This is a genomic window from Pseudomonas migulae (assembly GCF_043225285.1).
Classification (GTDB): Bacteria; Pseudomonadota; Gammaproteobacteria; order Pseudomonadales; family Pseudomonadaceae; genus Aquipseudomonas; species Aquipseudomonas migulae_C.
In genome coordinates this window covers 2,247,770-2,274,175 of record NZ_CP171224.1, presented here as the reverse complement: position 1 = coordinate 2,274,175, position 26,406 = coordinate 2,247,770, and the positions used below count along the sequence as shown (strand labels likewise).

Genomic DNA, 26,406 nt, shown 5'->3' with positions numbered 1-26,406 from the left:
TTAGAACACCGAGGCGTAATCGCCCAGCTCGACCTGTACCGATTTGATGCGCGTGAAGTTGTTCAGCGAGCTGATGCCGTTCTCACGGCCCACGCCCGACTGCTTGTAGCCGCCAACCGGCATCTTCGCGTCGGACTCGCCCCAGGCGTTGATCCAGCAGATACCGGCTTCCAGTTGATGAATCACGCGGTGAGCGCGGTTCAGGTCCTTGGTGACGATACCGGCGGCCAGGCCGAAGTCGGTGTCGTTGGCGCGACGGATCACTTCTTCTTCGGTTTCGTAGGTCAGGATCGCCATCACCGGGCCGAAGATTTCTTCACGAACGATGGTCATGTCGTCGGTGCAGTCGGTGAACACGGTCGGTGCCACAAAGGCGCCTTTGGCCAGGTCGCCTTCGGTCAGACGGCTGCCGCCGCACAGTACGCGAGCGCCTTCTTCTTTACCTTTGGCGATGTAGCCCAGCACGCTTTCCATGTGGGCGAAGCTGACCAGCGGGCCGAAGTTGGTGTTTTCGTCTTCCGGGTTGCCGATGCGGATGCGCGCAACGCGCTCGGCAATCTTGGCTTCGAATGCGGCTTTCAGGTGGCTCGGTACGAACACGCGGGTACCGTTGGTGCAGACCTGGCCGGAGCTGTAGAAGTTGGCCATCATTGCGGTGTCGGCGGCGCGATCGAGGTCGGCGTCGTCGAAAATGATCAGCGGGGACTTGCCGCCCAGTTCCATGGTCACGTCTTTCAGCGACGAGCTGGAAGCGCTGGCCATGACTTTCTTGCCGGTGTCGGTGCCGCCGGTGAACGAGACTTTCTCGATGCGCGGGTGCTCGGTCAGCCAGGTGCCGACTTCACGGCCGCTGCCGGTCAATACGTTGAACACGCCGGCTGGCAGGCCTGCTTCGGTGTAGATCTCGGCCAGTTTGAGGGTGGTCAGCGAGGTGACTTCGCTCGGCTTGAAGATCATCGCGTTACCGGCCGCCAGGGCCGGGGCGGATTTCCACAGGGCGATCTGGATCGGGTAGTTCCATGCGCCGATACCGGCCACGACGCCCAGCGGCTCGCGACGGGTGTAGACGAACGAGGTGGTGCGCAACGGGATCTGCTCGCCTTCGATGGCAGGCACCAGGCCGGCGTAGTATTCCAGCACGTCAGCACCGGTGACGATGTCGACGTACTTGGTTTCGGAGAACGACTTGCCGGTGTCCAGGGTTTCCAGGGCGGCCAGCTCATCGTTGCGCTCGCGCAGAATGTCGACGGCGCGACGCAGGATGCGCGAACGCTCCATGGCAGTCATCGCGGCCCAGATCTTCTGGCCCTTTTCGGCGCTGACGACAGCGCGCTCGACGTCTTCCTTGGTCGCACGTTGTACTTTTGCGAGGACTTCACCGTTAGCCGGGTTGATGGCTTCGAAGGTGGCATCGCTGCCAGCGTCGGAGTAACCGCCATCGATGTAGAGTTTTTGCAGTTCGAAACGGGCCATATTGTCCTCGCAAGTGCATCAGTGGTTGGCTCGGTCCGGGGGTTGAGCGTTCTGTGTGCTCTAACTCACCCGCTTGGCCAGTTGGAAATCCATGTATTCGTAAGCGATCCGGTGCGCCTGCTCGGTGTCGAAGGCATCTCCCGACAGCGCGCCGCGCAACCACAAACCGTCAATGAGGGCTGCCAGGCCCCGGGCTGCACTGCGCGCGTCATCGAGCGGCAATACGCGGCGGAACTGGCAGCACAGGTTGGAATACAGACGGTGATCGTTGATCCGCTGCAACCTGTGCAAAGACGGGTGGTGCATGCTGGTGGCCCAGAAGGCCAGCCAGGTTTTCATTGCCGGGCCATTGACCTGGCTGGCGTCGAAGTTGCCTTCGATGATCACCTGCAGATGCGCCCGCGGGCTGTCATCTGTCAGCGCCTGACGGCGCGCGGTGACGTTCTCGCTGAGGACACTCATCAGGTACTGCGCCGTGGCAGCGATCAGGCCGTTCTTGTCCTGAAAGTAATGACTGATGATGCCGTTCGAGACACCGGCCAAACGGGCGATCAGCGCAATGCTGGCGTCCCCCATTCCGACCTGATCGACGGCCAGCAACGTGGCTTCGATCAATTGCTGGCGGCGGATGGGTTGCATACCGACCTTGGGCATCTTGCACATCTCCTTAGGCCTTCCGGCAGACGCAAAACGTCTATCGGATTGAGGGCCAGTCTATTTTGTTTTGATTGAACGTTCAATCAACAAAGAATAAGATCTGCGACAAATCGTCGCTGCCTACAGGTTTTTCCTACGTGTAGATGGCGGAAAAACGACATCCAAAAACGCTCGAAACCCACGCGCACTGGCGCTCCCGGGCTTCGGGCGTTTTTCGGGTTGTCTTTATATCACCCGCCGGTCGGCTGCCCACTAACCGATTGGTCGGGTACCCATTGCCTTGCGTTCTTCTCCCGCACTGCCCGGAGCATCTGTGCCATGAGTTCTGCCTCGCTAATAAAGACCCCGCCCGAGAAGGTGACGGTCAACGGTTGGGTGTTCTACACCTCTACCGCGTTGATTCTGTTGTTGACCGCCATTCTGATCATCGCCCCGCAAGAGGCCGGCAGACTGCTCGGTATTGCCCAGGCCTGGTTGTCCCGCAGCTTCGGCTGGTACTACATTGTGGTGATCGCCGCTTACCTGGTGTTCGTGGTCGGCCTGGCGTTTTCGTCCTACGGCAAACTGAAACTGGGCAGCAAGGACGACACGCCGGACTTCAGCTACGGCGCCTGGGCGGGGATGCTGTTCTCCTCGGGTATCGGCATCTCGCTCCTGTACTTTGGCGCTTCCGAGCCGCTGGATCATTACTTCAACCCGCCGGAAGGCGCATCGGCCAGCAACCTCGCGGCGCGTCAGGCGGTACAGCTGACGTTCCTGCATTGGGGTCTGCATGGCTGGGCGATCTACGCACTGGTCGGCCTGGCCGTGGCGTATTTTGCCTACCGTCATAACCAGCCGCTGGCGTTGCGTTCGGCGCTGTATCCGCTGGTGGGCGAGCGTTGGGTCAAAGGCGCGGCCGGTCACGCGGTGGACGGCTTCGGCATGTTCGTGACGCTGCTGGGGCTGGTGACGAACCTGGGGATTGGTTCGCTGCAGGTGTCGTCCGGGCTGGAAAACCTGTTCGGCATGGAACACAGCAACACCAACCTGCTGATCGTGATCATCGTGATGAGCACTGTGGCGACCATCGCCGCCGTGTCCGGCGTGGAAAACGGCATTCGTCGCCTGTCCAACCTGAATATCGTGCTGTTCAGCGGCCTGCTGATTTTCGTGCTGCTGTTCGGCCCGACGCTGCACCTGCTCAACGGTTTTGTGCAGAACGTCGGCGACTACCTGAACGGCGTGGTGCTGAAGACCTTCGACCTGTACGTCTACGAAGGCGACAGCGAGAAGTCTGACCGTTGGCTGGGCCTGTGGACCCTGTTCTACTGGGCCTGGTGGATTTCCTGGGCGCCATTCGTAGGCATGTTCATCGCGCGTATTTCCCGTGGTCGTACCGTGCGTGAACTGGTGGCCGGCGTGCTCCTGATCCCGCTGGGTTTCACCCTGGCATGGCTGTCGATCTTCGGTAACTCGGCCCTGGACCTGGTGATGAACCATGGGGCGGTAGAGCTCGGGAAGACGGCGCTGGAACAGCCGTCCATGGCGATCTACCAGTTGCTGGAGCATTACCCGGCATCGAAAGTGGTGATCGGCGTGTCGATTTTCGTCGGTTTCGTGCTGTTCCTGACCCCGGCGGATTCCGGCGCGGTGATGATGGCCAACCTTTCGTGCAAGGGCGGCAACGTCGACGAAGACGCGCCGCACTGGCTGCGGATCTTCTGGTCGGTAGTGATCACCCTGGTGACCATCGGCCTGCTGTTCGCCGGTAACTTCGAAGCCATGCAAACCATGGTGGTGCTGGCCGGTCTGCCGTTCTCCGTAGTGTTGGTGTGCTTCATGTTCGGCTTGCACAAGGCCATGCGCCAGGACGTGCAGATCGAACAGGAGCAAGCGGAACTGGCTGCCCGAGGGCGTCGTGGTTTCAGCGAGCGTCTGACGCAGCTGGACCTGCAACCGAACCAGTCGATCGTTCAGCGCTTCATGGACAAGCAAGTCAGCCCGGCGCTGGAAGAGGCCGTGGTGCAACTGCGCGGTAAAGGCCTGGACGTGCAAACGTTGCTGGGCAAGGCCAAGCGCTGCATGGGCCTGCGGATCGAGATGGAAGAGGGCAACCCTTTTGTCTACGAAGTGAGCCTGGACGGCTATCTGGCGGCGGCGAGCGAAACGGTCTCGGCGGAAAGTCCCGATGAGCCCCGCGCCCGTTACTACCGCGCCGAGGTGTACCTGCACAATGGCAGCCAGGATTACGACCTGATGGGCTTCACTCAGGATCAGATCACCCGTGACGTGCTCGATCAGTTCGAAAGCCATCGGCAACTCCTTGGCCGGGTTTATAGCTGAGTTGTGAATTGATGCGGTGCTTCTGTCTGAGGCACCGCGTCAGCATCATCGCCAGCAGGCTGGCTCCCACAGTTGACCGCATTCCAATGTAGGAGCGAGCCTGCTCGCGATAGGGCCATCAGCTTCAAAGCTGCTCACCCTGGTGTCCCGCAAACAAAAACGCCGCGATCCTCTCGCGGCGTTTTTGTGTCTGTTGCCTTAGCCCAGGTTCTTGCCGAGCAGCGCGTGATACAGCTCGCTGTCGCCGAGAATTCCGACCACCTTGTTGTTGTCGTGCAGCACCAGCTTGTTGCCGGTCTGGTAACGAATCTGCAGCGCGTCGCGCATGCCGATGTTGGAGTCCACCAGCGTTGGCCGACGACCCAGGCCTTCCACTGCTTGTCCCGGGATCCAGTTCTGCAGGTCCAGGTTCGCGCCGTTCTGGCGGGCGCCCTTGATGGTGTTGCCTTCGGCCAGGTCCAGCCACGAATCGCCGCCCGGATCGAGGCATACCGAACCGTTGATGCGTTTGCAGTTGTCCAGGGTGCGCATCAGGCTGCGACCGCACAACACGTTCAGGGGGTTGGTGTGCGCGACGAAGGTCCGCACATAGTCATCCGCCGGGTTCAAGACGATTTCTTCAGGCTTGCTGTACTGAATGATCCGGCCATCTTTCATGATCGCGATTCGGCTGCCGAGTTTCAGTGCTTCATCGAGGTCATGGCTCACGAAGACGATGGTTTTGCTGAGTTTGCGTTGCAGCTCGAGCAGTTCGTCTTGCAGGCCTTGGCGGATCAGCGGGTCGAGGGCCGAGAACGGTTCGTCCATCAGCAGAATGTCGGCGTCCATCGCCAGCGCGCGGGCCAGGCCCACACGTTGCTGCATGCCGCCGGAAAGCTCGTCGGGTTTCTTGTTGCGCCACTGGGTCAGGCCCACCAGCTCGAGCTTTTCGTCCACCAGCTTGCGGCGTTCTTTTTCGGGACGTCCCTGCATTTCCAGGCCGAAACTGATGTTCTCGCGCACCGTCAGCCACGGCATCAGGGCGAACTTCTGGAACACCATCGCAATGCGCTTGGTGCGCATCATTTTCAGTTCGGCGGCTGTGCAGGCGGCAATGTTGATCTGCTTGCCTTCGTGCTCGACGAACAGCTTGCCGCGGCTGACGGTGTTGAGGCCGTTGATGCAACGCAGCAGGCTGGATTTGCCGGAGCCGGACAGGCCCATCAGCACGCAGATTTCACCTTTTTCGATGTCCAGGCTGGCCTTTTCAACGCCAACGATCTGCCCGGTCTTTTTCAGGATCTCGCTGCGGGTCAAGCCTTGATCGAGAAGTTTCAGTGCCTCGCGCGGATCTTTGGTGAAGATTACGTCGACGTCTTCGAAGCGAATAATGCTCATGCGTCACCCCCTACTTTAGCGTCGGGTTGTTTGCAGATACGGTCGAGCATGATCGCCAGCAGTACGATCGCCAGGCCCGCTTCGAAGCCCAGGGCGATATCAGCAGTGTTCAGTGCGTTGACCACCGGTTTGCCCAGTCCGTCGGCGCCCACCAGTGCCGCGATCACCACCATCGACAGCGACAGCATGATGCACTGGGTAATGCCGGCCGCGATGCTCGGCATGGCGTGGGGCAGTTCGATCCTTGTGAGCAGTTGGCGACGCGAGCAGCCGAAGGCTTTGCCGGCGTCCATCAATTCTGCGGGTACATCGCGAATGCCCAGGTAAGTCAGGCGGATGGGCGCGGCAATCGCGAACACCACCGTGGAGATCAGGCCCGGGACCACACCCAGGCCGAAGAGGGTCAGGGTAGGAATGAGGTAAACGAAGGTCGGTACGGTCTGCATCAGATCGAGCACCGGACGCATCATGGTGTAGAACATCGGCTTGTGCGCGGCGACGATACCCAACGGCACGCCGATGACCACGCAGACCAGGGTGGCGAACAACACCTGGGCGAGGGTTTCCATGGTTTCCTGCCAGTACCCCAGGTTGAGGATCAGCAGAAAGGAGGCGATGACGAAAACGGTCAATCCCCATTTTCGTTGAATGAAGTGTGCCAGTAGCGCGATGAGGCCGATCAATGCCAGCGGGTTGAACCAGGTCAGCGCAAAAGTCACGCCGTGGATCATCGTTTCCAGTGACACGGCAATTGCGTCGAAGGTGTTGGCGCCGTGTTGCGTCAACCATTCAACGAAGCCCGCGATGTACTGGCCTAAAGGGATTTTCTGATCAATCAGCATGGTAGTGAACGTCCGCATGCAAGGAATAAACAGCCCGGGCGAGCGAACCCGCCCGGCATAAACGATTTACTGCGCGAGCTTGGCTTTCACGGCCTCCAGGCCTGGTTTACCGTCAATGGTGGTCACGCCAGCGAGCCAGGTATCGAGGACCTGTGGATTCTTTTTGAGCCAGGCCTTGGCGGCCGCTTCAGGCTTCATCTTGTCGTCCAGGATGTTGCCCATCAGAGAGCTTTCCATGTCGACGGTAAACTCCAGGTTTTTCAGCAACTGACCCACGTTGCTGCATTCCTGCACATACCCCTTGCGGGTATTGGTTGCCACGGTGGCGGCACCGAAGTCCGGACCGAAGAAGTCGTCACCGCCGGTCAGGTATTGGATCTTGAAGCGCTTATTCATCGGATGCGGCGCCCAGCCGAGGAACACCACGGCGGTGTCGCGTTTCTGCGCGCGGTCAACTTGCGACAGCATGCCCGCTTCGCTGGATTCGACCATCTTGAAACCGGCGTCTTTCAGGCCGAAGGCGTTCTTGTCGATCATGCTCTGGATCAGACGGTTGCCATCGTTGCCTGGCTCGATGCCATAGATCTTGCCATCGAGTTCTTTCTTGAATTTGGCGATATCGGCGAAGTCATGCAGCCCTTTGTCGTACAGCGCTTGCGGTACGGCCAGGGTGTACTTGGCGCCGGTCAGGTTGGTGCGCACGACATCCACGGTCCCGGCATCGCGGTAGGCCTTGATGTCGTTTTCCATGGTCGGCATCCAGTTGCCGAGGAAGATGTCCATGTTCTTGCCGTCGGCCAGGGACTTGTAGGTCACCGGTACGGAAATCATGGTGGTCTTGGTCTTGTAGCCCAGTGCATCCAGAACGACGCTGGTGGTGGCGGTTGTCGCGGTGATGTCGGTCCAGCCGACATCGGAGAAATTCACGGTACTGCACTGAGCGGGTTCTGCGGCTTGAGCCAGTAACGGCAGACTCAGCATGGCGGCCAACAACAACGACGGGGAACCTTTCATGGATGGACTCCTTGGTGTTTTTTTTGGCAGTGTTCCGACTGGACCACCGCACTTATAGGTTGCGGTTGGATGGCGTTTTGGAGACAGCTCTACCACGGCGCCTTGCAATCGAGTCGATACGATCATGTACCAGTGAAAATCTGACGCCTACAGGGGGCGTCGTAACCAGTACAGGGATGGTCGCATCCAGTGTCGGTGACGTCGTTTACAGATTTTTTCAGCCCTGTTTGCCGCTTTGAACCACGAAAAAACGGCGCAAACACAGCGTAAAACGCACACGGCGCTGGTGGACAAGAGTGCGTCGGTACCAGACGTCGAACGACACGATAAAAGCCTGATGATGCAGCCAGACCGGCGGATTGCAGCTTGAGCGTAGCAGCTCCGTCACCGGGTGCTTTTGCGCCCGGAGTTGGCATCTCCAGGAGTTCGGCAGTAATGGCTATCAGCGTTTTCGACCTGTTCAAAATCGGCATCGGCCCTTCCAGTTCGCACACCGTGGGGCCGATGCGCGCCGCGGCGCTGTTCGTGCAAGGTTTGCGCGAGCAGGGTCTTTTGGAGCAAGTGCGGCGCGTCGAAGTTCAGCTGTATGGCTCGTTGTCGGCCACCGGCATCGGTCACGGCAGCGACAACGCAGTGATCATGGGCCTGATGGGCGAATGGCCGGACGCGATCGATCCGTCGCAAATCGGCATCCGCATTGCCACCCTGCGCGAAACCCACACCCTGTTGCTTGATGGACGTTTGTCGGTACCGTTCATATGGGCGCGGGACATGCGCCTGATCGACGAAAACCTGCCGTTCCACCCCAACGCCATGACTCTGGTCGCCGAGGGCGATGACGGTGAGTTGCATCGCGACACCTACTATTCCGTCGGCGGCGGTTTTGTCGTCGATGAAGCGCAAGCCTCCAGCGGCGTGGTGGATCTGGACCGTACCGAGTTGCCGTACGACTTCTCCAGCGCCGCCGAGCTGCTCAGCCTCTGCAAACAGCACAACCTGCGCGTGGCCGAACTGATGATGGCCAACGAAAAGGTCTGGCGCAGCGAAGAAGAAATCCGCGCCGGCCTGATGAAGCTTTGGCGGGCGATGCAGGATTGCGTCGAGCAAGGCCTGAAGCACGAAGGCATATTGCCTGGCGGCCTGAACGTACGTCGCCGCGCGGCCAAGTTGCACCGCAGCCTGCAAGAGTTGAACAAGCCCAATGTCATCGGCTCGACCCTGAGTGCGATGGAGTGGGTCAACCTGTTCGCCCTGGCGGTCAACGAAGAAAACGCCGCCGGTGGTCGCATGGTCACGGCGCCGACCAACGGCGCGGCGGGAATCATTCCGGCGGTGCTGCATTACTTCATGAAATTCAGTGAGGCGGTGACGGACGCCAACGTGGTCGACTATTTCCTCGGCGCCGCGGCGGTGGGGATCCTGTGCAAGAAGAACGCGTCGATCTCCGGTGCGGAAGTCGGTTGTCAGGGCGAAGTCGGTTCGGCGTGTGCCATGGCGGCGGCGGGGTTGGCGGAGATTCTCGGCGCCAGCCCGGAGCAGTTGTGCAACGCGGCGGAAATCGGCCTGGAACACAACCTCGGCCTGACCTGCGACCCGGTGGGCGGGCTGGTTCAGGTGCCGTGCATCGAGCGCAATGCGATTGCCGCGGTGAAGGCTATCAACGCGGCGCAGATGGCGTTGCGCGGGGACGGCCAGCACTTCATTTCGCTGGACCGGGTGATCCGCACCATGCGTGATACCGGGGCCGATATGCATGACAAATATAAAGAGACCTCGCGGGGCGGCCTGGCGGTCAGCGCGGTGGAGTGCTGAAACCGAGTGGGCTGCATCGCGAGCAGGTTCGCTCCCACAGGGGAACGCGATCAAATGTGGGAGCGAGCCTGCTCGCGATAGCGCCAGACCAGTCAAAACTGCGCGCAAAGTGAACACCGGATTCAAAACACGCCACGTTTTGGCGCGTCGCTTACAGATAAGCCCGTAGCAACAAGTCAGGGAGCCAGCCCGGCCCTGACCGTTCGTCCCCTGTGCCTGCGGTGACACTCTTTCGGGCGTCGCTGCAAGCCTGTTCCCACAAGTGCTACCGATTTGCTCACACGCAACGGAACAGCGCGTTTGCCCCTGTGAATGCCACTTATAACCCCCACTCGCAACGCGGCTTATATAGACAGGCCGCGACGTCGTTTTCAGGAGTTATTGAACGCGTATTCAATTTTAGGCATGGCAATTGCTCTGTCATTACAAAGCCCGTCTCCCACGCGAGAACGATGGCAATAACAAGAGCCTCCGCCTGAGGCCATCACCCGCTTTGTGTGAGGAGATACCGCGATGACGACGTTCAACTCCGGGGCTCAACCCCAGAACCGTGCGCCTCAATCCATCGGCTTTCTGCTGCTGGACAATTTCACGCTGATTTCTCTGGCCTCCGCCGTAGAACCCCTGCGTATGGCCAACCAATTGTCCGGTCGCGAGCTGTATCGCTGGACCACGCTCACCGTCGATGGCGGTCAGGTCTGGGCCAGTGACGGTCTGCAAATCACCCCCGACGCCTCGATGCACAAAGCCCCGTCCATGGACACCATCATTGTCTGCGGCGGTATCGGTATTCAGCGCACCGTCACTCGCGAACACGTTTCATGGCTGCAAAGCCAGGCGCGTCAATCCAAGCGCCTGGGTGCGGTCTGCACCGGCAGTTGGGCCCTGGCGTGCGCCGGCCTGCTGGACGGCTTCGATTGCAGCGTGCACTGGGAATGCCTGGCTTCGATGCAGGAAGCCTTCCCGCGCGTGGCGATGAGCACCCGCCTGTTCACCCTCGACCGTAACCGTTTCACCAGCTCCGGCGGCACCGCGCCGCTGGACATGATGCTGCACCTGATCAGCCGCGATCACGGGCGTGAACTGTCCGCCGCGATTTCGGAGATGTTCGTCTACGAGCGTATCCGCAACGAACAGGATCACCAGCGCGTACCGCTCAAGCACATGCTCGGCACCAACCAGCCGAAGTTGCAGGAAATCGTCGCGCTGATGGAAGCCAACCTCGAAGAGCCGATCGACCTCGACGAACTGGCGGTGTACGTCGCCGTGTCCCGTCGCCAGCTCGAGCGGCTGTTCCAGAAATACCTGCACTGCTCGCCGTCGCGTTACTACCTGAAGCTGCGCCTGATCCGCGCCCGGCAGTTGCTCAAGCAAACGCCGATGTCGATCATCGAAGTGGCGTCGGTGTGTGGCTTCGTGTCCACGCCGCACTTCTCCAAGTGCTACCGCGAATACTTCGGCATTCCGCCGCGTGACGAGCGCGTAGGCTCCAATACCACGCAGCAGGTGGCGATGATGCCGCTGCCGCAAGCGTTGGTGCTGTCGCCGTTGTCCGGGCCGTTGTCGGCGTTGAGTCAGGCGCGCAACGAGTCGACTTTCGCCAGCGTCCGGCTCTAGACCGAGGCGCCTTCATTCGCGAGCAGGCTCGCTCCCACAGGATGGCAAACAACCTGTGGGAGCGAGCCTGCTCGCGATAGCGATTTAACGGGCGACGTGGCTCTGTTGGTATTCCGCTAATGCAGGCAGCAACTGCTTGTCGATGGCCTGGCGTACGGCCGGCAGGATCGTCGCGCTACTGGTGTACATCTGCTTGACCATGGTGCGCAGCACTATGGCTCGTTCGTTGTTCAAACCCCGCACCGCACACTCGCAAGCCTGCTCGGCGGTGGAGCCGCTCGGCACTTGAAAACCCAACGATTTCAGCTGGCCCAACAGGTCTTCCTGGTCAATCAAATCGGCGTACATCATGACGCAATCCTTCTTCAGGGAACGGTGTCGTGGTTCGATTCTCGTAGGGGTGTGGAGTGGCGGCAAGGACGATTTGTCGCAATGGCCGCAATACCTATGAACAGGTCGTTTTCGGCTAACTTGCTGTGTGAGCGAGTAGGCACACTGGATTCAGCTGGCTTCACGAAGGTTTGGTCACCCTCGCGCGACGGCTCCTCAACAGTACCCACCTCTGCCTCGATCCTGTCACGGCTTGATCGGGGCTTTTTTTTGCCTGAGAAGCCTGGTTTTTGTGGTGTCCGGGCGGGCGCCATCGCGAGCAGGCTCGCTCCCACAGTGGTTTTGCGTCGTGCACAAATCAACTGTAGGAGCGAGCCTGCTCGCGATGAACGATAACGCGGTCTAGCGCTGCAGCACGAGAATCCGCGACAGCAACTCATCCCGATCGACATAACATCCCTGGAAATGCCGGGCGCCGCTGGCCGGGTCAAACGCATTGCGCGCATGCAGCGTGCGCCGGTTATCGAAGCACCACAGCTCCCCGGGATTGAGCCGTTGCATCAGCCTGAACCGCGCCTCGCGAGTCATCGCGATAAAGCGCCGATAGGCCCGATACAACCGGGGCATTTCCTCCACCGACGCATCAAACGGCCCGCGCAGAAAGTTCGCCATGCGAATCTCCGACACCTGCCCCAGTGCATCCAGCGCGATGATGGGCGCGAGGCAGCGGTAGTCGCTGTGGCGGTCCTTGTTGCGGAACTCCACGGGGATTTCACACAGGGCCTTGAACGACTCCGGATCTTCCTCACGCAACGCCTGGGCGATGGCAAAACCGTCGACGAAAATGCTCTCGCCACCGTCGGCGTCATTGACCAGGCAATGCAGGAATTGCAGCCCCGGTTGCAGCTCCCGGGTGGGCAGGTCGCTGTGCAATGGCAGGTTGAAAGCGGTGTAGGCATTGCTGTCGGCATCGGCCTTGGATTGCACGTTGAACAGCACGCCGAAATTGCTCTCGCGGATGAAGGAAATTCGCTGGGCGATCAGCTTCAGCGAGCCCGGTTCCGTGGGCACGCCGCGCACCTGCGTCAGGCCAGTATCACGCACCGCCAACAGCCACTGCAGCAAGGCATCGTTGTCATTCATCAACGCCTGATAGTCGAACACTGGCAGCTGTAAATCACTGCGCCAAAGGCTCGCTTTCGGCTTGCCGGCCTGGCGTTCGGCGCGGGATTCGTCGTCATAGGCGTGGGCGCGCAACCAGCCCGGATCAAAGCGGCTCCGGTGGCCATCCTGCCAATCCACGCACAGGCAGCCTTCGGTATCGACACGGGTCTGTGTCGCCGTCAGGTCCTCGGCCACATCGACGATTTCCAGCACTTGTTCGCGGGTCACCGTGTAGACACATTGCGCGCACGGGCAGTTGTCCCGCAGCCATTGATGATGGAAGGGGCTGACCCGCTGGTCGGCCCATGTCACCAGAACGCGATCCGCCAGCGCCTGCACGCCACTCAGCGCGCTGATCAACGGATAAGTACGAAAGTCGGCAAATGCTGCGGCGGTGTTCATGGCGATCTCCTTGTTATTTTTTTGTCGGTAACGCGATCACTCGGCCAATGTATTCCGGGGTGGGCAGGTCGGTCTGTTCGGCGACGATGGCTTGCAGCTTGACCAGGGTTTCTTCGCTGAACGGTGCGGAACGCGGCCCGGCGAGGTCGACGTGGAGCAACATTTGCTCGTTGCCGGCCAGTTCCTTGTCGCCGCCGACCAGGTGCAGGCTGTGATAGAGGTGCAGGCGTTTGCTGTCGTGGGCAATGATCTGGGTGTGCACTTCAACGTCGGTGTCGAGCTTCACTTCGTGCAGGTAGTTGAGGTGCAATTCGAGGGTGAACAGCGAGTTGCCGCTGGCTTCGCGGTTGTTGCTGTCCATGCCCAGGCGGTCCATCAGCGCGTCGGTGGCGTAGCTGAAAATCAGCAGGTAGAAGGCGTCGCGCAGGTGGCCGTTGTAGTCGACCCAGTCGGGGATGATTCGGGTTTGGTAAGTGGTCAGTGCGGGCATGTCGTCAGTCCTGAAATAACGAGAACCTTTGTAGGAGCCGGCTTGCTGGCGATGCAGGCAACGCGGTGTTCCAGTGAGACCGCGTTGATCCTATCGCCAGCAAGCCGGCTCCTACAATGGGCGGCGGGTGTTACTCGGCGAACGCCATCCCGTGCTTCTCTTTGGTGGTTTTCACCGCCTCCAGCACCGCCAGCAGGCAATCATCACGATAGCGCTCCAGCGCCGAAATGCTGTGTTTGCCCAACTGATCACTGGTGCCATCCACCACGTCATCGATCAGCTTGTCGGTTAGTTCCGGTGCCGGCAGGTAGGTCCATGGCAATTGCAGCGCCGGACCGAACTGCGCCATGAAGTGCCGCATGCCGGCATCGCCACCCGCCAGGGTGTAGGTCAGGAAGGTGCCCATGAACGACCAGCGCAGACCGGCGCCAAAACGGATCGCATCGTCGATTTCGCCGGTGGTCGCCACGCCGTCGTTCACCAGGTGCAGCGCCTCGCGCCACAGGGCTTCGAGCAAACGGTCGGCGATGAAGCCTGGCACTTCCTTGCGCACGTGCAGTGGGCGCATTCCCAAGGATTCGTAGACTTTGATCGCCGCTTGAATCGCTTCCGGCGCAGTGTTTTTACCGCCGACCACTTCCACCAGTGGCAGCAGGTAAACCGGGTTGAACGGGTGGCCGACGACGCAGCGTTCCGGGTGAGTCGAGCTCTCGTAGAACTCGCTGGGCAACAGGCCCGAGGTGCTGGAACCGATCAAGGCATTCGGCTTGGCCGCGGCGCTGATTTTGCTGTGCAGTTCCAGTTTCAGGTCGAGGCGTTCCGGGGCGCTTTCCTGGATGAAATCGGCGTCGCGAACACACTCTTCGATGGTCGCGACAAAGCGCAGGCGATCCTGCGACGCGCCGGGTGCCAGGCCTTGTTTCTCCAGCGCGCCCCAGGCATTGGCGACGCGTTTGCGCAGGGCGGCTTCAGCACCGGGCGCCGGGTCCCAGGCCACCACGTCGAGGCCGTGGGCTAGGGCGCGGGACACCCAGCCGCTGCCGATGACACCGCTGCCGAGGGCGGCGAAGGTTTTGATGTTGGTGATGAAGGTCATGGCAACTTCCTAAAGAAATTCGGTGATCCCCTGTAGGAGCGAGCTTGCTTGCGATGGTATTCCAGGCGCTGAGTGGCGTCGGCTGTACCTTTTTCGCGAGCAAGCTCGCTCCTACAGGGGGGACGGTGTGGTGGTTAGACGCGTTTGGTCAGGCCCATTTTTGCCCGGCCTTCCGCCGGCGTCAGAACCCGCGCGCCGAGGCGGCTGAGGATTTCCGAGGCGCGTTCCACCAGTTGGCCGTTGGTCGCCAGCACGCCCTTGTCCAGCCAGATGTTGTCTTCCAGGCCAACCCGCACGTTGCCGCCCAGCAGCACCGCTTGCGCCGCCATCGGCATCTGCATGCGACCGATGCCGAACCCGGCCCAGACCGCATTGGCCGGCAGGTTGTCGACCATGGCTTTCATGGTGGTGGTGTCAGCCGGCGCGCCCCATGGGATGCCCAGGCACAGCTGGAACAGCGGGTCGTCGAGCAGGCCTTCCTTGATCATCTGCTTGGCGAACCACAGATGACCGGTGTCGAAAATTTCCAGCTCGGCCTTTACGCCCAGCTCTTGAATGCGTTTGGCGCCAGCCCGCAGTTGCGCCGGGGTGGACACGTAAATGGTGTCGCCGTCGCCGAAGTTCAGGGTGCCGCAATCGAGGGTGCAGATTTCCGGCAGCAGTTCTTCGACGTGGGCCAGACGGGTCAGCGGGCCGACCAGGTCAGTGTTCGGGCCGAACTCCATCGGGTTCTCGCCGGCACCGATTTCCAGGTCGCCGCCCATGCCGGCGGTGAGGTTGACGATGATGTCGACGTCGGCCTCGCGGATGCGCTCCATTACCTCGCGGTACAGCGCCACGTCACGGCTGAACTTGCCGGTTTCCGGGTTGCGCACGTGGCAGTGGACCACGGTGGCGCCGGCCTTGGCGGCTTCCACGGCGGCAGCGGCGATTTGTTTCGGGGTGACCGGCACATGTGGGCTCTTGGCGGTCGTGTCGCCAGCACCGGTGAGTGCGCAGGTGATGATGACGTCGTGGTTCATTTGATGGTTCCTTGCAGGCGTGGTGGTGCCGTTCGCAGCCCGGTCGGGCTGCGAATCGGTGGTTCGGTTTGGGTTATTTGCTGGTGAGCTTCAGATTCTCGGCCGCCGGTTTGCCGTCGAAGGTGGTGACGCCTTCGAGCCAGCGTTGCTTGTCTTGCGGGTGATCTTTCAGCCATTGCTTGGCCGATTCGAACGCGTCCTTGTGATCCAGCAGCGGCTGCATCATCCGGCTCTCGTCTTCGGCGGTGAAGGTCAGGTTGCTCAACAGCTTGCCGATGTTCGGGCACTGCTGGGCGTAGGTCGGAGCGGTGACGGTCCAGACCGTGGCCATGCCTTCGTTCGGGCCGAGGGCGTCTTCACTGCCGGTCAGGTAAGTCATTTGCACGTTGACGTTCATCGGGTGCGGCGCCCAGCCGAAGAACACCACGGCTTCCTTGCGGCGCACCGCGCGATCCACCGCCGCGAGCATGCCGGCTTCGCTGGATTCGACCAGCTGGAACTTGCCGAGGCCGAACTGGTTCTTGGTGATCATCGCCTTGATCTGGGTATTGGCGCCCGAGCCTGGCTCGATGCCGTAGATCTTGCCGCCCAACTCTTTTTCGAACTTGGCGATGTCGGCGAAGGTTTTCAGGCCCTTGTCGTAGAGGTAGGTCGGCACGGCGAGGGTGGCGCGGGCATCTTTCAGGCTCGGCGCTTCAAGGACCTTGACCTGGTTGGCGTCGACGAACGGCGTGATGGTCTGGGTCATCAGCGGGTTCCAGTAGCCCAGGAACAGGTCCAGGCGCTGGTCGCGGATCCCGGCGAAGATGATTTGCTGGGAGGCGCTGGTTTGTTTGGTGTTGTAGCCGAGGCCGTCGAGCAAGACCTGGGTCATGGCGCTGGTAGCGATCACGTCGGTCCAGTTCACGACGCCCATGCGTACGTTCTGGCACGATGCGGGTTCGGCGGCCATGACACTGGCGCTCAGGAAAGCGGTACCGCTGAGTGCAAGAACACAGCTGCTGATCAGTCGTTTCATCTCAGGTTTCCTCGGCAGTTCGTTATTGTGGGTCCGGTCGTCTTTGTGCGCCGGTGATGCCAAGTTACGCAGCTAAGGCCCGGTGAAAGCGCACTGCGGCGACCAGCTCTTGCACTGCAGCGACCTGTGCTCTTGAATGCCGCTCGCAAGTGGCGTATCAACATCACACGCTCCCCTCCCTCTCGTTACCCGCGAATCGAGTGCGCTCCATGTCCCAGGATTTCTACTTCATGTTGATGCCGGGTTTCTCGGCCATCGGTTTTATCTCGGCCATCGAGCCGTTGCGGGTCGCCAATCGCTTTCGCGGCGAGTTGTATCGCTGGCACGTGCTGAGTGCGGATGGCGGGGCGGTGCTGGCCAGCAATGGCATGTCGGTCAACGCCGACGCGGCGCTGGAGCCGCTGAAGAAAGGCGCGACGTTATTGGTGGTCGCCGGGTTCGAGCCGCTGAAATTCGCCACCCCGGCGCTGGAACACTGGCTGCGCCGCCTCGATAACGAAGGCGTGACCCTCGGCGCCATCGACACCGGCAGTTTCGTCCTCGCCGAAGCCGGCCTGCTCGACGGCCATCGCCTGACCCTGCACTGGGAAGCCATCGACGCCTTCAAGGAATCTTATCCACAGCTCAGCGTCACCCAGGAACTGTTCGAAATCGACCGCCGCCGCATCACCTCCGCCGGCGGCACCGCGTCCATCGACCTGATGCTCGACCTCATCGCCCAGGCCCACGGTCCGGAGCTGGCGATCCAGGTCAGCGAACAATTCGTGCTCGGCCGCATCCGCCCGCGCAAAGACCACCAGCGCATGGAAGTCGCCACGCGCTACGGCATCAGCAACAAGAAACTCGTGCACGTGATCGGCGAGATGGAACAACACAGCGAACCGCCGCTGAGCACACTGGAACTGGCGGAATCGATCAAGGTGACGCGGCGACAGCTGGAGCGGTTGTTCAGGCTGCATTTGAACGACACACCGAGCAATTTCTACCTGCGGCTAAGGCTGGAGAAGGCGCGGCAGTTGTTGCGGCAGACGGACATGAGTGTGCTGGAAGTGAGTATTGCGTGCGGGTTTGAATCGCCGTCGTATTTCACCCGCAGCTATCGGGCGCGGTTTGAGCGGTGTCCGCGGGAGGATCGGCGCCAAACCCAAAAGGCCTGACAAGCTCACCCTCTGTAGGAGCCAGCTTGCTGGCGATGAGGCCCTCAAAATATATGCAGATCTTAAGGCCGCTATCGCCAGCAAGCTGGCTCCTACAAAGGTGTGTAGTGTTATTTTTTCATCAGGGCCGAACACGCGGCTTTGTAAGCCTCATGCTGATACTTGTTCAGCGTCCCAGGCAGTTCGAAGTTGTGCTTTTTAGCCTGCGCATTGATCGTCTGCGGCGAAAGCAACGTCACCTCGCAACTCTCCAGCAACTGAAAAACACCCTCGATCTTGAACGTGGTCGGCCCACCGGCGAACTCGCCTTTCTTGCTGCGCTTCTTGATCGCGATCCGGTCGATGGAATTCTCACGGACAAACGAAGCGACCTGAGCGGCAAAGAGTTTGACGTTGGCGGCCTCGTCGTCATCGTCGAGGGCGATTTTCTTGGTGTTCAGCGCGACGTGGCTCAACACCTGATCGTCGAGGGAGGCCACGGCGATGATCGCTTCACTGCCTTTGATTTCGATGCCGCAGATTTTCATTTCGATCCCTTTCACCAATGGTTGTGTGGAGCCTACAGCTCAAGTTGATTGGCCGTGATGCCAAACGCCGCGGCAATTTTCTCACGAGTGGCCTTGCGAGGCTTCGCGACAGTCTCTTGTTGGGCAAAAGCCGGTTGAGAAATGCCCATACGTTTGGCCACTTCGTCCTGTGTAAGGTTCAAGTGTTCGCGCCAGGCACGGATGGGCGTTGCCCCATCGACGATACGGCTGACGACTTCATGGGGAATCAAATCGGGCTCGATGTTCTGCGCCATATATTGCGCATAGGGAATGACCACAAAGGCAGGATTACCATCTGCGTCATAGATAAGCTGGACGTCGGAAGGCGCTTTCATTAGTTTTGGCTCGCGAAATATAAGTCTTTTATAAGACTTCTAATCTTTACTTATATTTCCCTCGCGGCCAATCAACAAAGCGAGTCGGGATGTTGCCCGACCTCAACATCACTCCTGCCCAATCGACTCCAAAAACTCCGAACGCTCATCACTCATCCGCGCCACGCAGTCGTTCTGCGCGATGGTGAAGGCCTTGCTGCCGCTGGTCGCCGGGAATGCTTCGACGGCGCAGTCCGCGTCGCGGGTTTTCAGCCACTGTTGCTGGGCGGTCTTGATTTTGGCGGTGATGTCGGTCAGTTGCGTCGGGTTCTTGCCGTAGAGCGTTTGCATGCGCTCGGTCAGGCTCTGGTAGTTGTCTTTGAGCAGGTCTTCGGCGGTGGTTTTGCTGTAGGCCGAGCATTCCAGGGTCTGGACGTCGTTTTCGACCGCATCGCAGGGGTTGGTGTCGGACTCTTCAGCCGCCTGTACGCCGGTCGCGATCAGTGCCAAAGCCAGGAAGATCGATTTCATTTGTTCCACCCCACATTCCGTAATGCGGCGAATTCTGGCCCATGCGGACGCCCTTGAACAGGTGGCCCATGACGCTCGGCGACGACCCTTTGTCGCGGATTGACGCTTTCGGCAATTCCCCTGTCGTTTTTGCACCCGGTCGCCAAGGCCCTCAGGCATATGCTGGCCCCAAAGCGCCGGCACACGATTCGGCGCATGAATCGCTAATAGGGGACAGCCTGATGAGCCCAGCCGAATTGCACGCCGACAGCATCGTTATCGACGGGCTGATTATCGCCAAGTGGAACCGCGAGCTGTTTGAAGACATGCGCAAGGGCGGTCTGACCGCGGCCAACTGCACCGTGTCGGTGTGGGAGGGCTTCCAGGCCACCGTCAACAACATCGCCGCCAGCCAGAAACTGATTCGCGAGAACAGCGACCTGGTGATTCCGGTGCGCACCACCGCTGACATCCGCAAGGCGAAGGAGCAGGGCAAGACCGGCATCCTCTTCGGCTTCCAGAATGCCCACGCCTTTGAAGACCAGATCGGCTATGTCGAGGTGTTCAAGCAGCTCGGCGTCGGTATCGTGCAGATGTGCTACAACACCCAGAACCTGGTGGGCACCGGCTGCTACGAGCGCGATGGCGGCCTGTCCGGCTTCGGTCGTGAGATCGTCGCCGAGATGAACCGCGTCGGCGTCATGTGCGACCTGTCCCACGTTGGTTCCAAGACGTCGGAAGAAGTCATCCTCGAATCGAAGAAACCGGTGTGCTACTCCCACTGCCTGCCGTCGGGTCTGAAAATCCACCCGCGCAACAAGTCCGATGAAGAGCTGAAGTTCATCGCTGATCATGGCGGTTTCGTTGGCGTGACCATGTTCGCGCCGTTCCTCGCCAAGGGCATCGATTCGACCATCGACGACTACGCCGAAGCCATCGAATACACCATGAACATCGTCGGCGAAGACGCCATCGGCATCGGCACCGACTTCACCCAGGGCCATGGCCAGGACTTCTTCGAATACCTGACCCATGACAAGGGCTACGCCCGCCGCCTGACCAGCTTCGGCAAGATCATCAACCCGCTGGGCATCCGCACCGTCGGCGAGTTCCCGAACCTGACCGAAACCCTGCTCAAGCGCGGCCACTCCGAGCGCGTGGTCCGCAAGATCATGGGCGAGAACTGGGTCAACGTCCTCAAGGACGTCTGGGGCGAATAAGCCACCGCACCTCTGAATCTTTCCCCCCGGCCGTCCGCGCCGGGGGCATCACCAAAATTCTTCTGGAGTTAAGTTTCCATGGCCAAGATCGCCCCGCAATTGCCAATCGAAGTCGACAGCGAAACCGGTGTCTGGACCTCCGACGCCCTGCCGATGCTGTACGTGCCGCGTCACTTCTTCGTCAACAACCACATGGGCATCGAAGAGGTTCTGGGCGCCGACGCTTACGCCGAGATCCTGTACAAGGCCGGCTACAAATCCGCCTGGCACTGGTGTGAAAAAGAAGCCGAATGCCACGGCCTGGAAGGCGTCGCGGTGTTCGAGCACTACATGAAGCGCCTGTCGCAACGCGGCTGGGGCCTGTTCAAGATCCAGGACATCGACCTCGACAAAGGCACCGCCAGCGTCAAGCTCGAACACTCCGCTTTCGTCTACGTGTACGGCAAGGTCGGGCGCAAGGTCGACTACATGTTCACTGGCTGGTTTGCCGGTGCCATGGACCAGATCCTGCAGGCCCGCGGCAGCAAGATCCGCACCGTAGCCGAACAGGTTTACGGTGGCTCCGAAGAAGGCCACGACGACGGTTTGTTCACCGTCAAGCCGTTGTAAGTCGAGGAACCCGCCATGGCTTTCGAAGCAATGTTCCAGCCGATCCAGATCGGCAAACTGACCATCCGTAACCGCGTGCTCAGCACCGCGCACGCTGAGGTCTACGCGACCGACGGCGGCATGACCACCGACCGGTACGTCAAGTATTACGAAGAGAAAGCCAAGGGCGGGATCGGCCTGGCGATTTGCGGCGGTTCGTCCGTGGTGGCGATCGACAGCCCGCAGGAATGGTGGAGCTCGGTGAACCTGTCCACCGACCGGATCATTCCGCACTTCCAGAACCTGGCCGACGCCATGCACAAGCACGGCGCCAAGATCATGATCCAGATTACCCACATGGGCCGCCGCTCACGTTGGGACGGTTTCAACTGGCCGACGCTGATGTCGCCGTCCGGCATCCGTGAACCGGTGCACCGCGCCACCTGCAAAACCATCGAGCCGGAAGAGATCTGGCGGGTGATCGGTAACTACGCGCAAGCGGCCCGCCGCGCCAAGGCCGGTGGCCTGGACGGCGTTGAACTGTCGGCCGTGCACCAGCACATGATCGACCAGTTCTGGAGCCCGCGGGTCAACAAACGTACCGACGAATGGGGTGGCAGCTTCGAAGGCCGCATGAAGTTCGGCCTGGAAGTGTTGAAAGCCGTGCGCGCCGAGGTCGGTGACGATTTCTGCGTGGGCATACGCCTGTGCGGTGACGAGTTCCACCCGGATGGCCTGTCCCACGAGGACATGAAACAGATCGCCAAGTATTACGACGACACCGGCATGCTCGATTTCATCGGCGTCGTGGGTTCTGGTTGCGACACCCACAACACCCTGGCCAACGTGATCCCGAACATGAGCTACCCGCCGGAGCCGTTCCTGCACCTGGCGGCCGGTATCAAGGAAGTGGTCAAGGTTCCGGTGCTGCACGCACAGAACATCAAGGACCCAAACCAGGCGACCCGTATTCTGGAAGGCGGTTACGTCGACATGGTCGGCATGACCCGTGCGCACATCGCTGACCCGCACCTGATCGCCAAGATCAAGATGGGCCAGATCGACCAGATCAAGCAATGCGTCGGCGCGAACTACTGCATCGACCGTCAGTACCAAGGCCTGGATGTGCTGTGCATCCAGAACGCGGCGACCTCCCGTGAATACATGGGCCTGCCGCACATCATCGAAAAAACCACCGGCGTGAAGCGCAAGGTGGTGGTGGTCGGTGCCGGTCCTGCCGGTATGGAAGCCGCCCGCGTGGCGGCCGAGCGTGGCCACGACGTGACCCTGTTCGAGAAAAAGGAATTCATCGGCGGGCAGATCACCACGGCGTCGAAAGCGCCGCAGCGTGACCAGATCGCTGGCATCACCCGCTGGTATCAGCTGGAGCTGGCACGGTTGAAAGTCGACCTGCGCCTGGGCACCGCGGCGGATGCGCCGACCATCATGGACCTGCGTCCGGATGTGGTGGTGCTGGCGGTTGGCGGTCATCCGTTCCTGGAGCAGAACGAACACTGGGGCGCGGCCGAAGGCCTGGTGGTCAGCAGCTGGGACGTGCTCGATGGCAAGGTCGCACCGGGCAAGAACGTGCTGGTCTACGACACCATCTGCGAATTCACCGGCATGTCCACCGCCGACTTCCTCGCCGACAAGGGCAGCCAGGTCGAGATCGTCACCGACGACATCAAGCCGGGCGTCGCGATTGGCGGTACGTCGTTCCCGACTTACTACCGCAGCATGTACCCGAAAGAAGTGATCATGACCGGGGACATGATGCTGGAGAAGGTCTACCGCGAAGGCGACAAGCTGGTGGCGGTGCTGGAAAACGAATACACCGGCGCCAAAGAGGAGCGGGTGGTCGACCAGGTGGTCGTGGAAAACGGCGTGCGCCCGGACGAAGAAATCTACTACGCGCTGAAGGAAGGCTCGCGCAACAAAGGCCAGATCGACGTCGAAGCCTTGTTCGCGATCAAGCCGCAGCCATGCCTGGAACAGAGCGGCGACGGCTACCTGCTGTTCCGCATCGGCGACTGCGTGGCCCAGCGTAACGTGCACGCGGCGATCTACGACGCGCTGCGGCTGTGCAAGGATTTCTAACGGCTTGCAGTAAACCCTGTGGGAGCGAGCCTGCTCGCGAATGCAATCTGTCTGCCGACATTGATGTCGACTGACCCACCGCTTTCGCGAGCAGGCTCGCTCCCACAGACGTCGCAGACTGAGATTCTCCAAGTTGTACTGGTGGGAGCTTCACCATGTTGAACACCCTTCTTCCAATCCTGTTGTTCGCTGCCCTGGGCCTTGCGGTTCTGGGCGCGTTGCGGCGGGTGGCCATGTGGCGCCGAGGTCGTGCTTCGAAAGTCGACCTGATCGGCGGCCTGTTCGCCATGCCCAAGCGCTACATGGTCGATTTGCACCACGTCGTCGCGCGGGACAAATACATCGCCAACACCCACGTGGCTACGGCCGGCGGTGCGGTGGCGTCGGTGGTGCTGGCGATTCTGGTGCACGGCTTCGGCCTGCATAACCGCTTCCTCGGCTATGCGTTGTTGCTGATGTCGACGGTGATGTTCGTCGGCGCAATCTTTGTTTACCTGCGTCGGCGCAACCCGCCTTCGCGCCTGTCGAAAGGCCCGTGGATGCGCCTGCCGAAAAGCCTGCTGGCGTTCTCGGCGTCGTTCTTCCTGGTGACCCTGCCGGTGGCGGGCATCCTCCCGGAAAACTTCGGTGGCTGGCTGGTGGCGGTGATCCTCGGGATCGGCGTGCTGTGGGGCGTCTCGGAATTGTTCTTCGGCATGACCTGGGGCGGGCCGATGAAACACGCCTTCGCTGGTGCCCTGCATCTGGCCTGGCACCGTCGCGCCGAGCGTTTCGGCGGCGGCCGTTCCACCGGTTTGAAACCGCTGGACCTCAACGATCCCACCGCGCCGCTGGGCGTGGAAAAACCTAAGGATTTCACTTGGAACCAGTTGCTCGGTTTTGACGCCTGCGTGCAGTGCGGCAAGTGCGAAGCCGCGTGCCCGGCCTTCGCCGCCGGCCAGCCGCTGAACCCGAAAAAGCTGATTCAGGACATGGTCGTCGGCCTCGCCGGCGGCACCGATGCCAAGTTCGCCGGCAGCCCGTACCCGGGCAAGGCGATTGGTGAGCACGCCGGCAATCCGCATCAACCGATCGTCAACGGTCTGGTGGACGCCGAAACCCTGTGGTCCTGCACCACCTGCCGTGCCTGCGTCGAGGAATGCCCGATGATGATCGAGCACGTCGACGCCATCGTCGACATGCGTCGCCATCTGACCCTGGAAAAAGGCGCGACCCCGAACAAGGGCGCCGAGGTCCTGGAAAACCTGATCGCCACCGACAACCCGGGCGGTTTCGCACCGGGTGGGCGGATGAACTGGGCGGCGGACTTGAACCTCAATCTGATGAGCGAGAAGAAGTCCACCGACGTTCTGTTCTGGGTCGGCGACGGAGCTTTCGACATGCGCAACCAGCGCACCTTGCGCGCGTTCGTCAAAGTGCTGAAAGCGGCGAAAATCGACTTCGCGGTACTCGGTCTCGAAGAGCGCGACAGCGGTGACGTGGCCCGACGCCTGGGCGACGAAGCGACCTTCCAGTTGCTGGCCAAGCGCAACATCCAGACCCTGGCCAAGTACAGCTTCAACCGCATCGTCACCTGCGACCCGCACAGCTTCCATGTGCTGAAAAACGAATACGGCGCCTTCGACGGCAACTACCTGGTGCAGCACCACAGCACCTACATGGCGGAAATCATCGGTGCCGGCGCGCTCAATCTCGGCCAGCACAAAGGCAGCAGCGTGACCTATCACGACCCTTGCTACCTCGGCCGCTACAACGGTGAATACGAGGCGCCGCGCGAAGTGTTGCGCGCCCTCGGGATCGAAGTGAAAGAGATGCAACGTTCCGGTTTCCGTTCGCGCTGCTGCGGCGGTGGCGGCGGTGCGCCGATCACCGACATTCCGGGCAAGCAGCGGATTCCCGACATGCGCATGGAAGACATTCGCGAAACCGGCGCCGAACTGGTGGCCGTGGGTTGCCCGCAGTGCACCGCGATGCTCGAAGGCGTGGTCGAACCACGGCCATTGATCAAGGACATCGCCGAACTGGTGGCCGACGCGTTGCTCGAAGACGCAGCCCCGAGCAAGCCGAGCGCGCCGGCCCAACGTGAACCCGCGGAGGCCCACTGATGAGCGACATTATCCGCCGCGACCCCCGCGCCGAATGGATTGCCCGTAACCGCCTGCACCCGCTGCACGCGGCCATGCAACCGGCGCAACACAGCTGGATGGGGCCGAACGGCGTCATCCGCAAGAACCCGCACGGAATTGGTTTCATCGGCCCCAACGGCCTCAAGCGAATCGACCGCAGCGGCGCGCAACAGGGCGGGGCCACCAAGCGCTCGGCCGCCGTGGAAGTGCAATTGCCGCTGCATCAAGTGCCTGCGCCAGCGTTCTACATCAGCGTGGTGCCGGACATGGTCGGCGGCCGCTTGAGCAGCCACGACAAGGACTTGCTGGGGCTGGCTCACCAGTTGGCCGGCAAGGACGGCGCGGTGTTGGCCGTGGTCTTCGGCGAACACAAAGAAAATGCCTTCGCCACCGCGGGCGTCGATCGCTTGCTGGTGCTGGAGGGCGAAGCATTCAGCGGTTATGCACCGGAACAACGAGTCCAGGGTCTGCGGGCTGTGGATAACCAGTTCAGTCCGCGTCACTGGTTGCTGCCGGACAGCCGCAGCGGTGGCGGCGAACTCGGTCGGCGCTTTGCCGCCGCCCTGGGCGAGCGCCCGGCCACGCGGGTCTGGCAGGTCAAGGATCAGGAGTGCATCGGCCGTGCCGGTGCCGGGCTGCAAGACCTTGCACGTCCGGTCGCGCGCCTGATTCTGGCGGCGGTCGAATGTGCCGAACCGGTCAGCGAAACCCGTCACGAAGCGTTGCCGGTGGAGTTATCCACAAGCGTCGCGCGCAGCCTGTCACGCATCGAAGATTTGGGCGCGGTGGCGGTGGACCCGGCGGCGATTCCGATGGCCGAAGCCGAATTCATCTTCTCCGGCGGCAACGGGGTCAAGGACTGGGGACTTTTCCACAGGACCGCCGAAGCACTCGGCGCGACCGAAGGCGCGTCCCGGGTGGCGGTGGACGACGGCTTCATGGCCCGTGATCGTCAGGTCGGCGCGTCCGGCACCTGGGTCACTGCGCGGGTCTACGTGGCGGTGGGGATTTCCGGGGCGATCCAGCACCTGCAAGGCATCGGTGCTTGCGACAAGGTGGTGGCGATCAACCTCGACCCAGGTTGCGACATGATCAAACGGGCCGACCTGTCGGTGATCGGCGAGAGCGCCGAGATTCTTCAAGCCTTGATCGATGCGGTAGCGGCTTACCGCAACGACGCCAAGCGCGATGCGGCTTAAGGGAAGGA

General features: G+C 61.1%; 23 protein-coding genes. 9 read left to right on the top strand and 14 right to left on the bottom strand.

What is annotated here, in order from left to right; translation table 11 throughout:
- Positions 1-1,473: a betaine-aldehyde dehydrogenase gene (gene betB / locus ACF6ZU_RS10530; protein ID WP_392892146.1), complete on the bottom strand. Its 1,473-nt coding sequence runs from the start codon at positions 1,471-1,473 to the stop codon at positions 1-3.
- A gap of 60 nt (positions 1,474-1,533) precedes the next feature.
- Positions 1,534-2,127 (bottom strand): transcriptional regulator BetI, encoded by a 594-nt coding sequence (betI, locus tag ACF6ZU_RS10525; protein ID WP_027926636.1) that lies wholly within the window; start codon positions 2,125-2,127, stop codon positions 1,534-1,536.
- Between the two features lie 378 nt (positions 2,128-2,505).
- On the opposite strand from betI, the gene ACF6ZU_RS10520 reads away from it, so the two are divergent.
- The gene (locus ACF6ZU_RS10520; protein ID WP_392893772.1) at positions 2,506-4,455 is read left to right on the top strand and encodes a BCCT family transporter; all 1,950 of its coding nucleotides are present in this window, start codon (positions 2,506-2,508) and stop codon (positions 4,453-4,455) included.
- Positions 4,456-4,653: 198 nt separating this feature from the next.
- Here the strand turns inward: ACF6ZU_RS10520 and choV are convergent, their stop codons facing one another.
- The 3 genes from choV to ACF6ZU_RS10505 form a co-directional block, all read right to left on the bottom strand.
- Positions 4,654-5,832 (bottom strand): choline ABC transporter ATP-binding protein, encoded by a 1,179-nt coding sequence (gene choV / locus ACF6ZU_RS10515; protein WP_392892143.1) that lies wholly within the window; start codon positions 5,830-5,832, stop codon positions 4,654-4,656.
- Positions 5,829-6,674 carry a choline ABC transporter permease subunit gene (gene choW / locus ACF6ZU_RS10510; RefSeq protein WP_392892142.1) on the bottom strand — a complete coding sequence of 282 codons (846 nt, stop codon included), beginning with the start codon at positions 6,672-6,674 and terminating at the stop codon, positions 5,829-5,831. Before choW ends, choV begins: the two co-directional genes overlap by 4 nt.
- Positions 6,675-6,740: 66 nt before the next feature.
- The gene (locus ACF6ZU_RS10505; RefSeq protein WP_017341206.1) at positions 6,741-7,688 is read right to left on the bottom strand and encodes a choline ABC transporter substrate-binding protein; all 948 of its coding nucleotides are present in this window, start codon (positions 7,686-7,688) and stop codon (positions 6,741-6,743) included.
- A 435-nt stretch (positions 7,689-8,123) separates the two neighbouring features.
- On the opposite strand from ACF6ZU_RS10505, the gene ACF6ZU_RS10500 reads away from it, so the two are divergent.
- Both ACF6ZU_RS10500 and ACF6ZU_RS10495 read left to right on the top strand, forming a co-directional pair.
- Positions 8,124-9,500 (top strand): L-serine ammonia-lyase, encoded by a 1,377-nt coding sequence (locus tag ACF6ZU_RS10500; RefSeq protein WP_392892141.1) that lies wholly within the window; start codon positions 8,124-8,126, stop codon positions 9,498-9,500.
- A gap of 513 nt (positions 9,501-10,013) precedes the next feature.
- Positions 10,014-11,117, top strand: a complete 1,104-nt coding sequence (locus tag ACF6ZU_RS10495; RefSeq protein ID WP_008033265.1) for a GlxA family transcriptional regulator — start codon at positions 10,014-10,016, stop codon at positions 11,115-11,117.
- Between the two features lie 84 nt (positions 11,118-11,201).
- Here the strand turns inward: ACF6ZU_RS10495 and ACF6ZU_RS10490 are convergent, their stop codons facing one another.
- The 6 genes from ACF6ZU_RS10490 to ACF6ZU_RS10465 form a co-directional block, all read right to left on the bottom strand.
- Complete coding sequence (locus tag ACF6ZU_RS10490; protein WP_392892139.1) at positions 11,202-11,468, bottom strand: hypothetical protein; 267 nt, start codon at positions 11,466-11,468, stop codon at positions 11,202-11,204.
- Between the two features lie 381 nt (positions 11,469-11,849).
- Positions 11,850-13,013, bottom strand: a complete 1,164-nt coding sequence (locus ACF6ZU_RS10485) for a gamma-butyrobetaine dioxygenase (RefSeq protein ID WP_392892137.1) — start codon at positions 13,011-13,013, stop codon at positions 11,850-11,852.
- Positions 13,014-13,026: 13 nt separating this feature from the next.
- Positions 13,027-13,503: a thioesterase family protein gene (locus ACF6ZU_RS10480; protein ID WP_392892135.1), complete on the bottom strand. Its 477-nt coding sequence runs from the start codon at positions 13,501-13,503 to the stop codon at positions 13,027-13,029.
- A 130-nt stretch (positions 13,504-13,633) separates the two neighbouring features.
- Positions 13,634-14,599 (bottom strand): L-carnitine dehydrogenase, encoded by a 966-nt coding sequence (locus ACF6ZU_RS10475; RefSeq protein WP_392892133.1) that lies wholly within the window; start codon positions 14,597-14,599, stop codon positions 13,634-13,636.
- A 134-nt stretch (positions 14,600-14,733) separates the two neighbouring features.
- Positions 14,734-15,621, bottom strand: coding sequence for a 3-keto-5-aminohexanoate cleavage protein (locus tag ACF6ZU_RS10470; protein WP_392892132.1), 888 nt, complete (start codon positions 15,619-15,621; stop codon positions 14,734-14,736).
- A gap of 73 nt (positions 15,622-15,694) precedes the next feature.
- Positions 15,695-16,639, bottom strand: coding sequence for a choline ABC transporter substrate-binding protein (locus ACF6ZU_RS10465; protein ID WP_392892130.1), 945 nt, complete (start codon positions 16,637-16,639; stop codon positions 15,695-15,697).
- 209 nt (positions 16,640-16,848) lie between these two features.
- Here ACF6ZU_RS10465 and ACF6ZU_RS10460 point away from each other — a divergent pair, with 209 nt between their 5' ends.
- Positions 16,849-17,796 carry a GlxA family transcriptional regulator gene (locus ACF6ZU_RS10460; RefSeq protein ID WP_392892128.1) on the top strand — a complete coding sequence of 316 codons (948 nt, stop codon included), beginning with the start codon at positions 16,849-16,851 and terminating at the stop codon, positions 17,794-17,796.
- A 110-nt stretch (positions 17,797-17,906) separates the two neighbouring features.
- Here the strand turns inward: ACF6ZU_RS10460 and ACF6ZU_RS10455 are convergent, their stop codons facing one another.
- From ACF6ZU_RS10455 to ACF6ZU_RS10445, 3 genes are all read right to left on the bottom strand, one after another.
- Positions 17,907-18,323: a DUF3010 family protein gene (locus tag ACF6ZU_RS10455; RefSeq protein WP_392892126.1), complete on the bottom strand. Its 417-nt coding sequence runs from the start codon at positions 18,321-18,323 to the stop codon at positions 17,907-17,909.
- 32 nt (positions 18,324-18,355) lie between these two features.
- On the bottom strand, positions 18,356-18,679 hold the full coding sequence (locus ACF6ZU_RS10450) for a helix-turn-helix domain-containing protein (RefSeq protein WP_392892124.1): 324 nt from the start codon (positions 18,677-18,679) through the stop codon (positions 18,356-18,358).
- 108 nt (positions 18,680-18,787) lie between these two features.
- Complete coding sequence (locus tag ACF6ZU_RS10445) at positions 18,788-19,189, bottom strand: lysozyme inhibitor LprI family protein (RefSeq protein WP_392892122.1); 402 nt, start codon at positions 19,187-19,189, stop codon at positions 18,788-18,790.
- A gap of 221 nt (positions 19,190-19,410) precedes the next feature.
- On the opposite strand from ACF6ZU_RS10445, the gene ACF6ZU_RS10440 reads away from it, so the two are divergent.
- The 5 genes from ACF6ZU_RS10440 (at position 19,411) to ACF6ZU_RS10420 (ending at position 26,398) form a co-directional block, all read left to right on the top strand.
- On the top strand, positions 19,411-20,388 hold the full coding sequence (locus ACF6ZU_RS10440) for a dipeptidase (protein ID WP_008033250.1): 978 nt from the start codon (positions 19,411-19,413) through the stop codon (positions 20,386-20,388).
- Between the two features lie 78 nt (positions 20,389-20,466).
- A complete protein-coding gene (locus ACF6ZU_RS10435) occupies positions 20,467-20,997 on the top strand; it encodes a DUF5943 domain-containing protein (RefSeq protein ID WP_008033249.1) in 531 nt (176 codons plus the stop codon).
- Between the two features lie 15 nt (positions 20,998-21,012).
- Positions 21,013-23,073: a dimethylglycine demethylation protein DgcA gene (gene dgcA, locus ACF6ZU_RS10430; protein WP_392892119.1), complete on the top strand. Its 2,061-nt coding sequence runs from the start codon at positions 21,013-21,015 to the stop codon at positions 23,071-23,073.
- A gap of 155 nt (positions 23,074-23,228) precedes the next feature.
- A complete protein-coding gene (gene dgcB / locus ACF6ZU_RS10425; RefSeq protein WP_392892117.1) occupies positions 23,229-25,178 on the top strand; it encodes a dimethylglycine demethylation protein DgcB in 1,950 nt (649 codons plus the stop codon).
- The gene (locus ACF6ZU_RS10420) at positions 25,178-26,398 is read left to right on the top strand and encodes an electron transfer flavoprotein subunit alpha/FixB family protein (protein ID WP_392892115.1); all 1,221 of its coding nucleotides are present in this window, start codon (positions 25,178-25,180) and stop codon (positions 26,396-26,398) included. The genes dgcB and ACF6ZU_RS10420 overlap by 1 nt, the downstream gene beginning before the upstream one ends.
- The last annotated feature ends 8 nt before the right edge of the window (positions 26,399-26,406 follow it).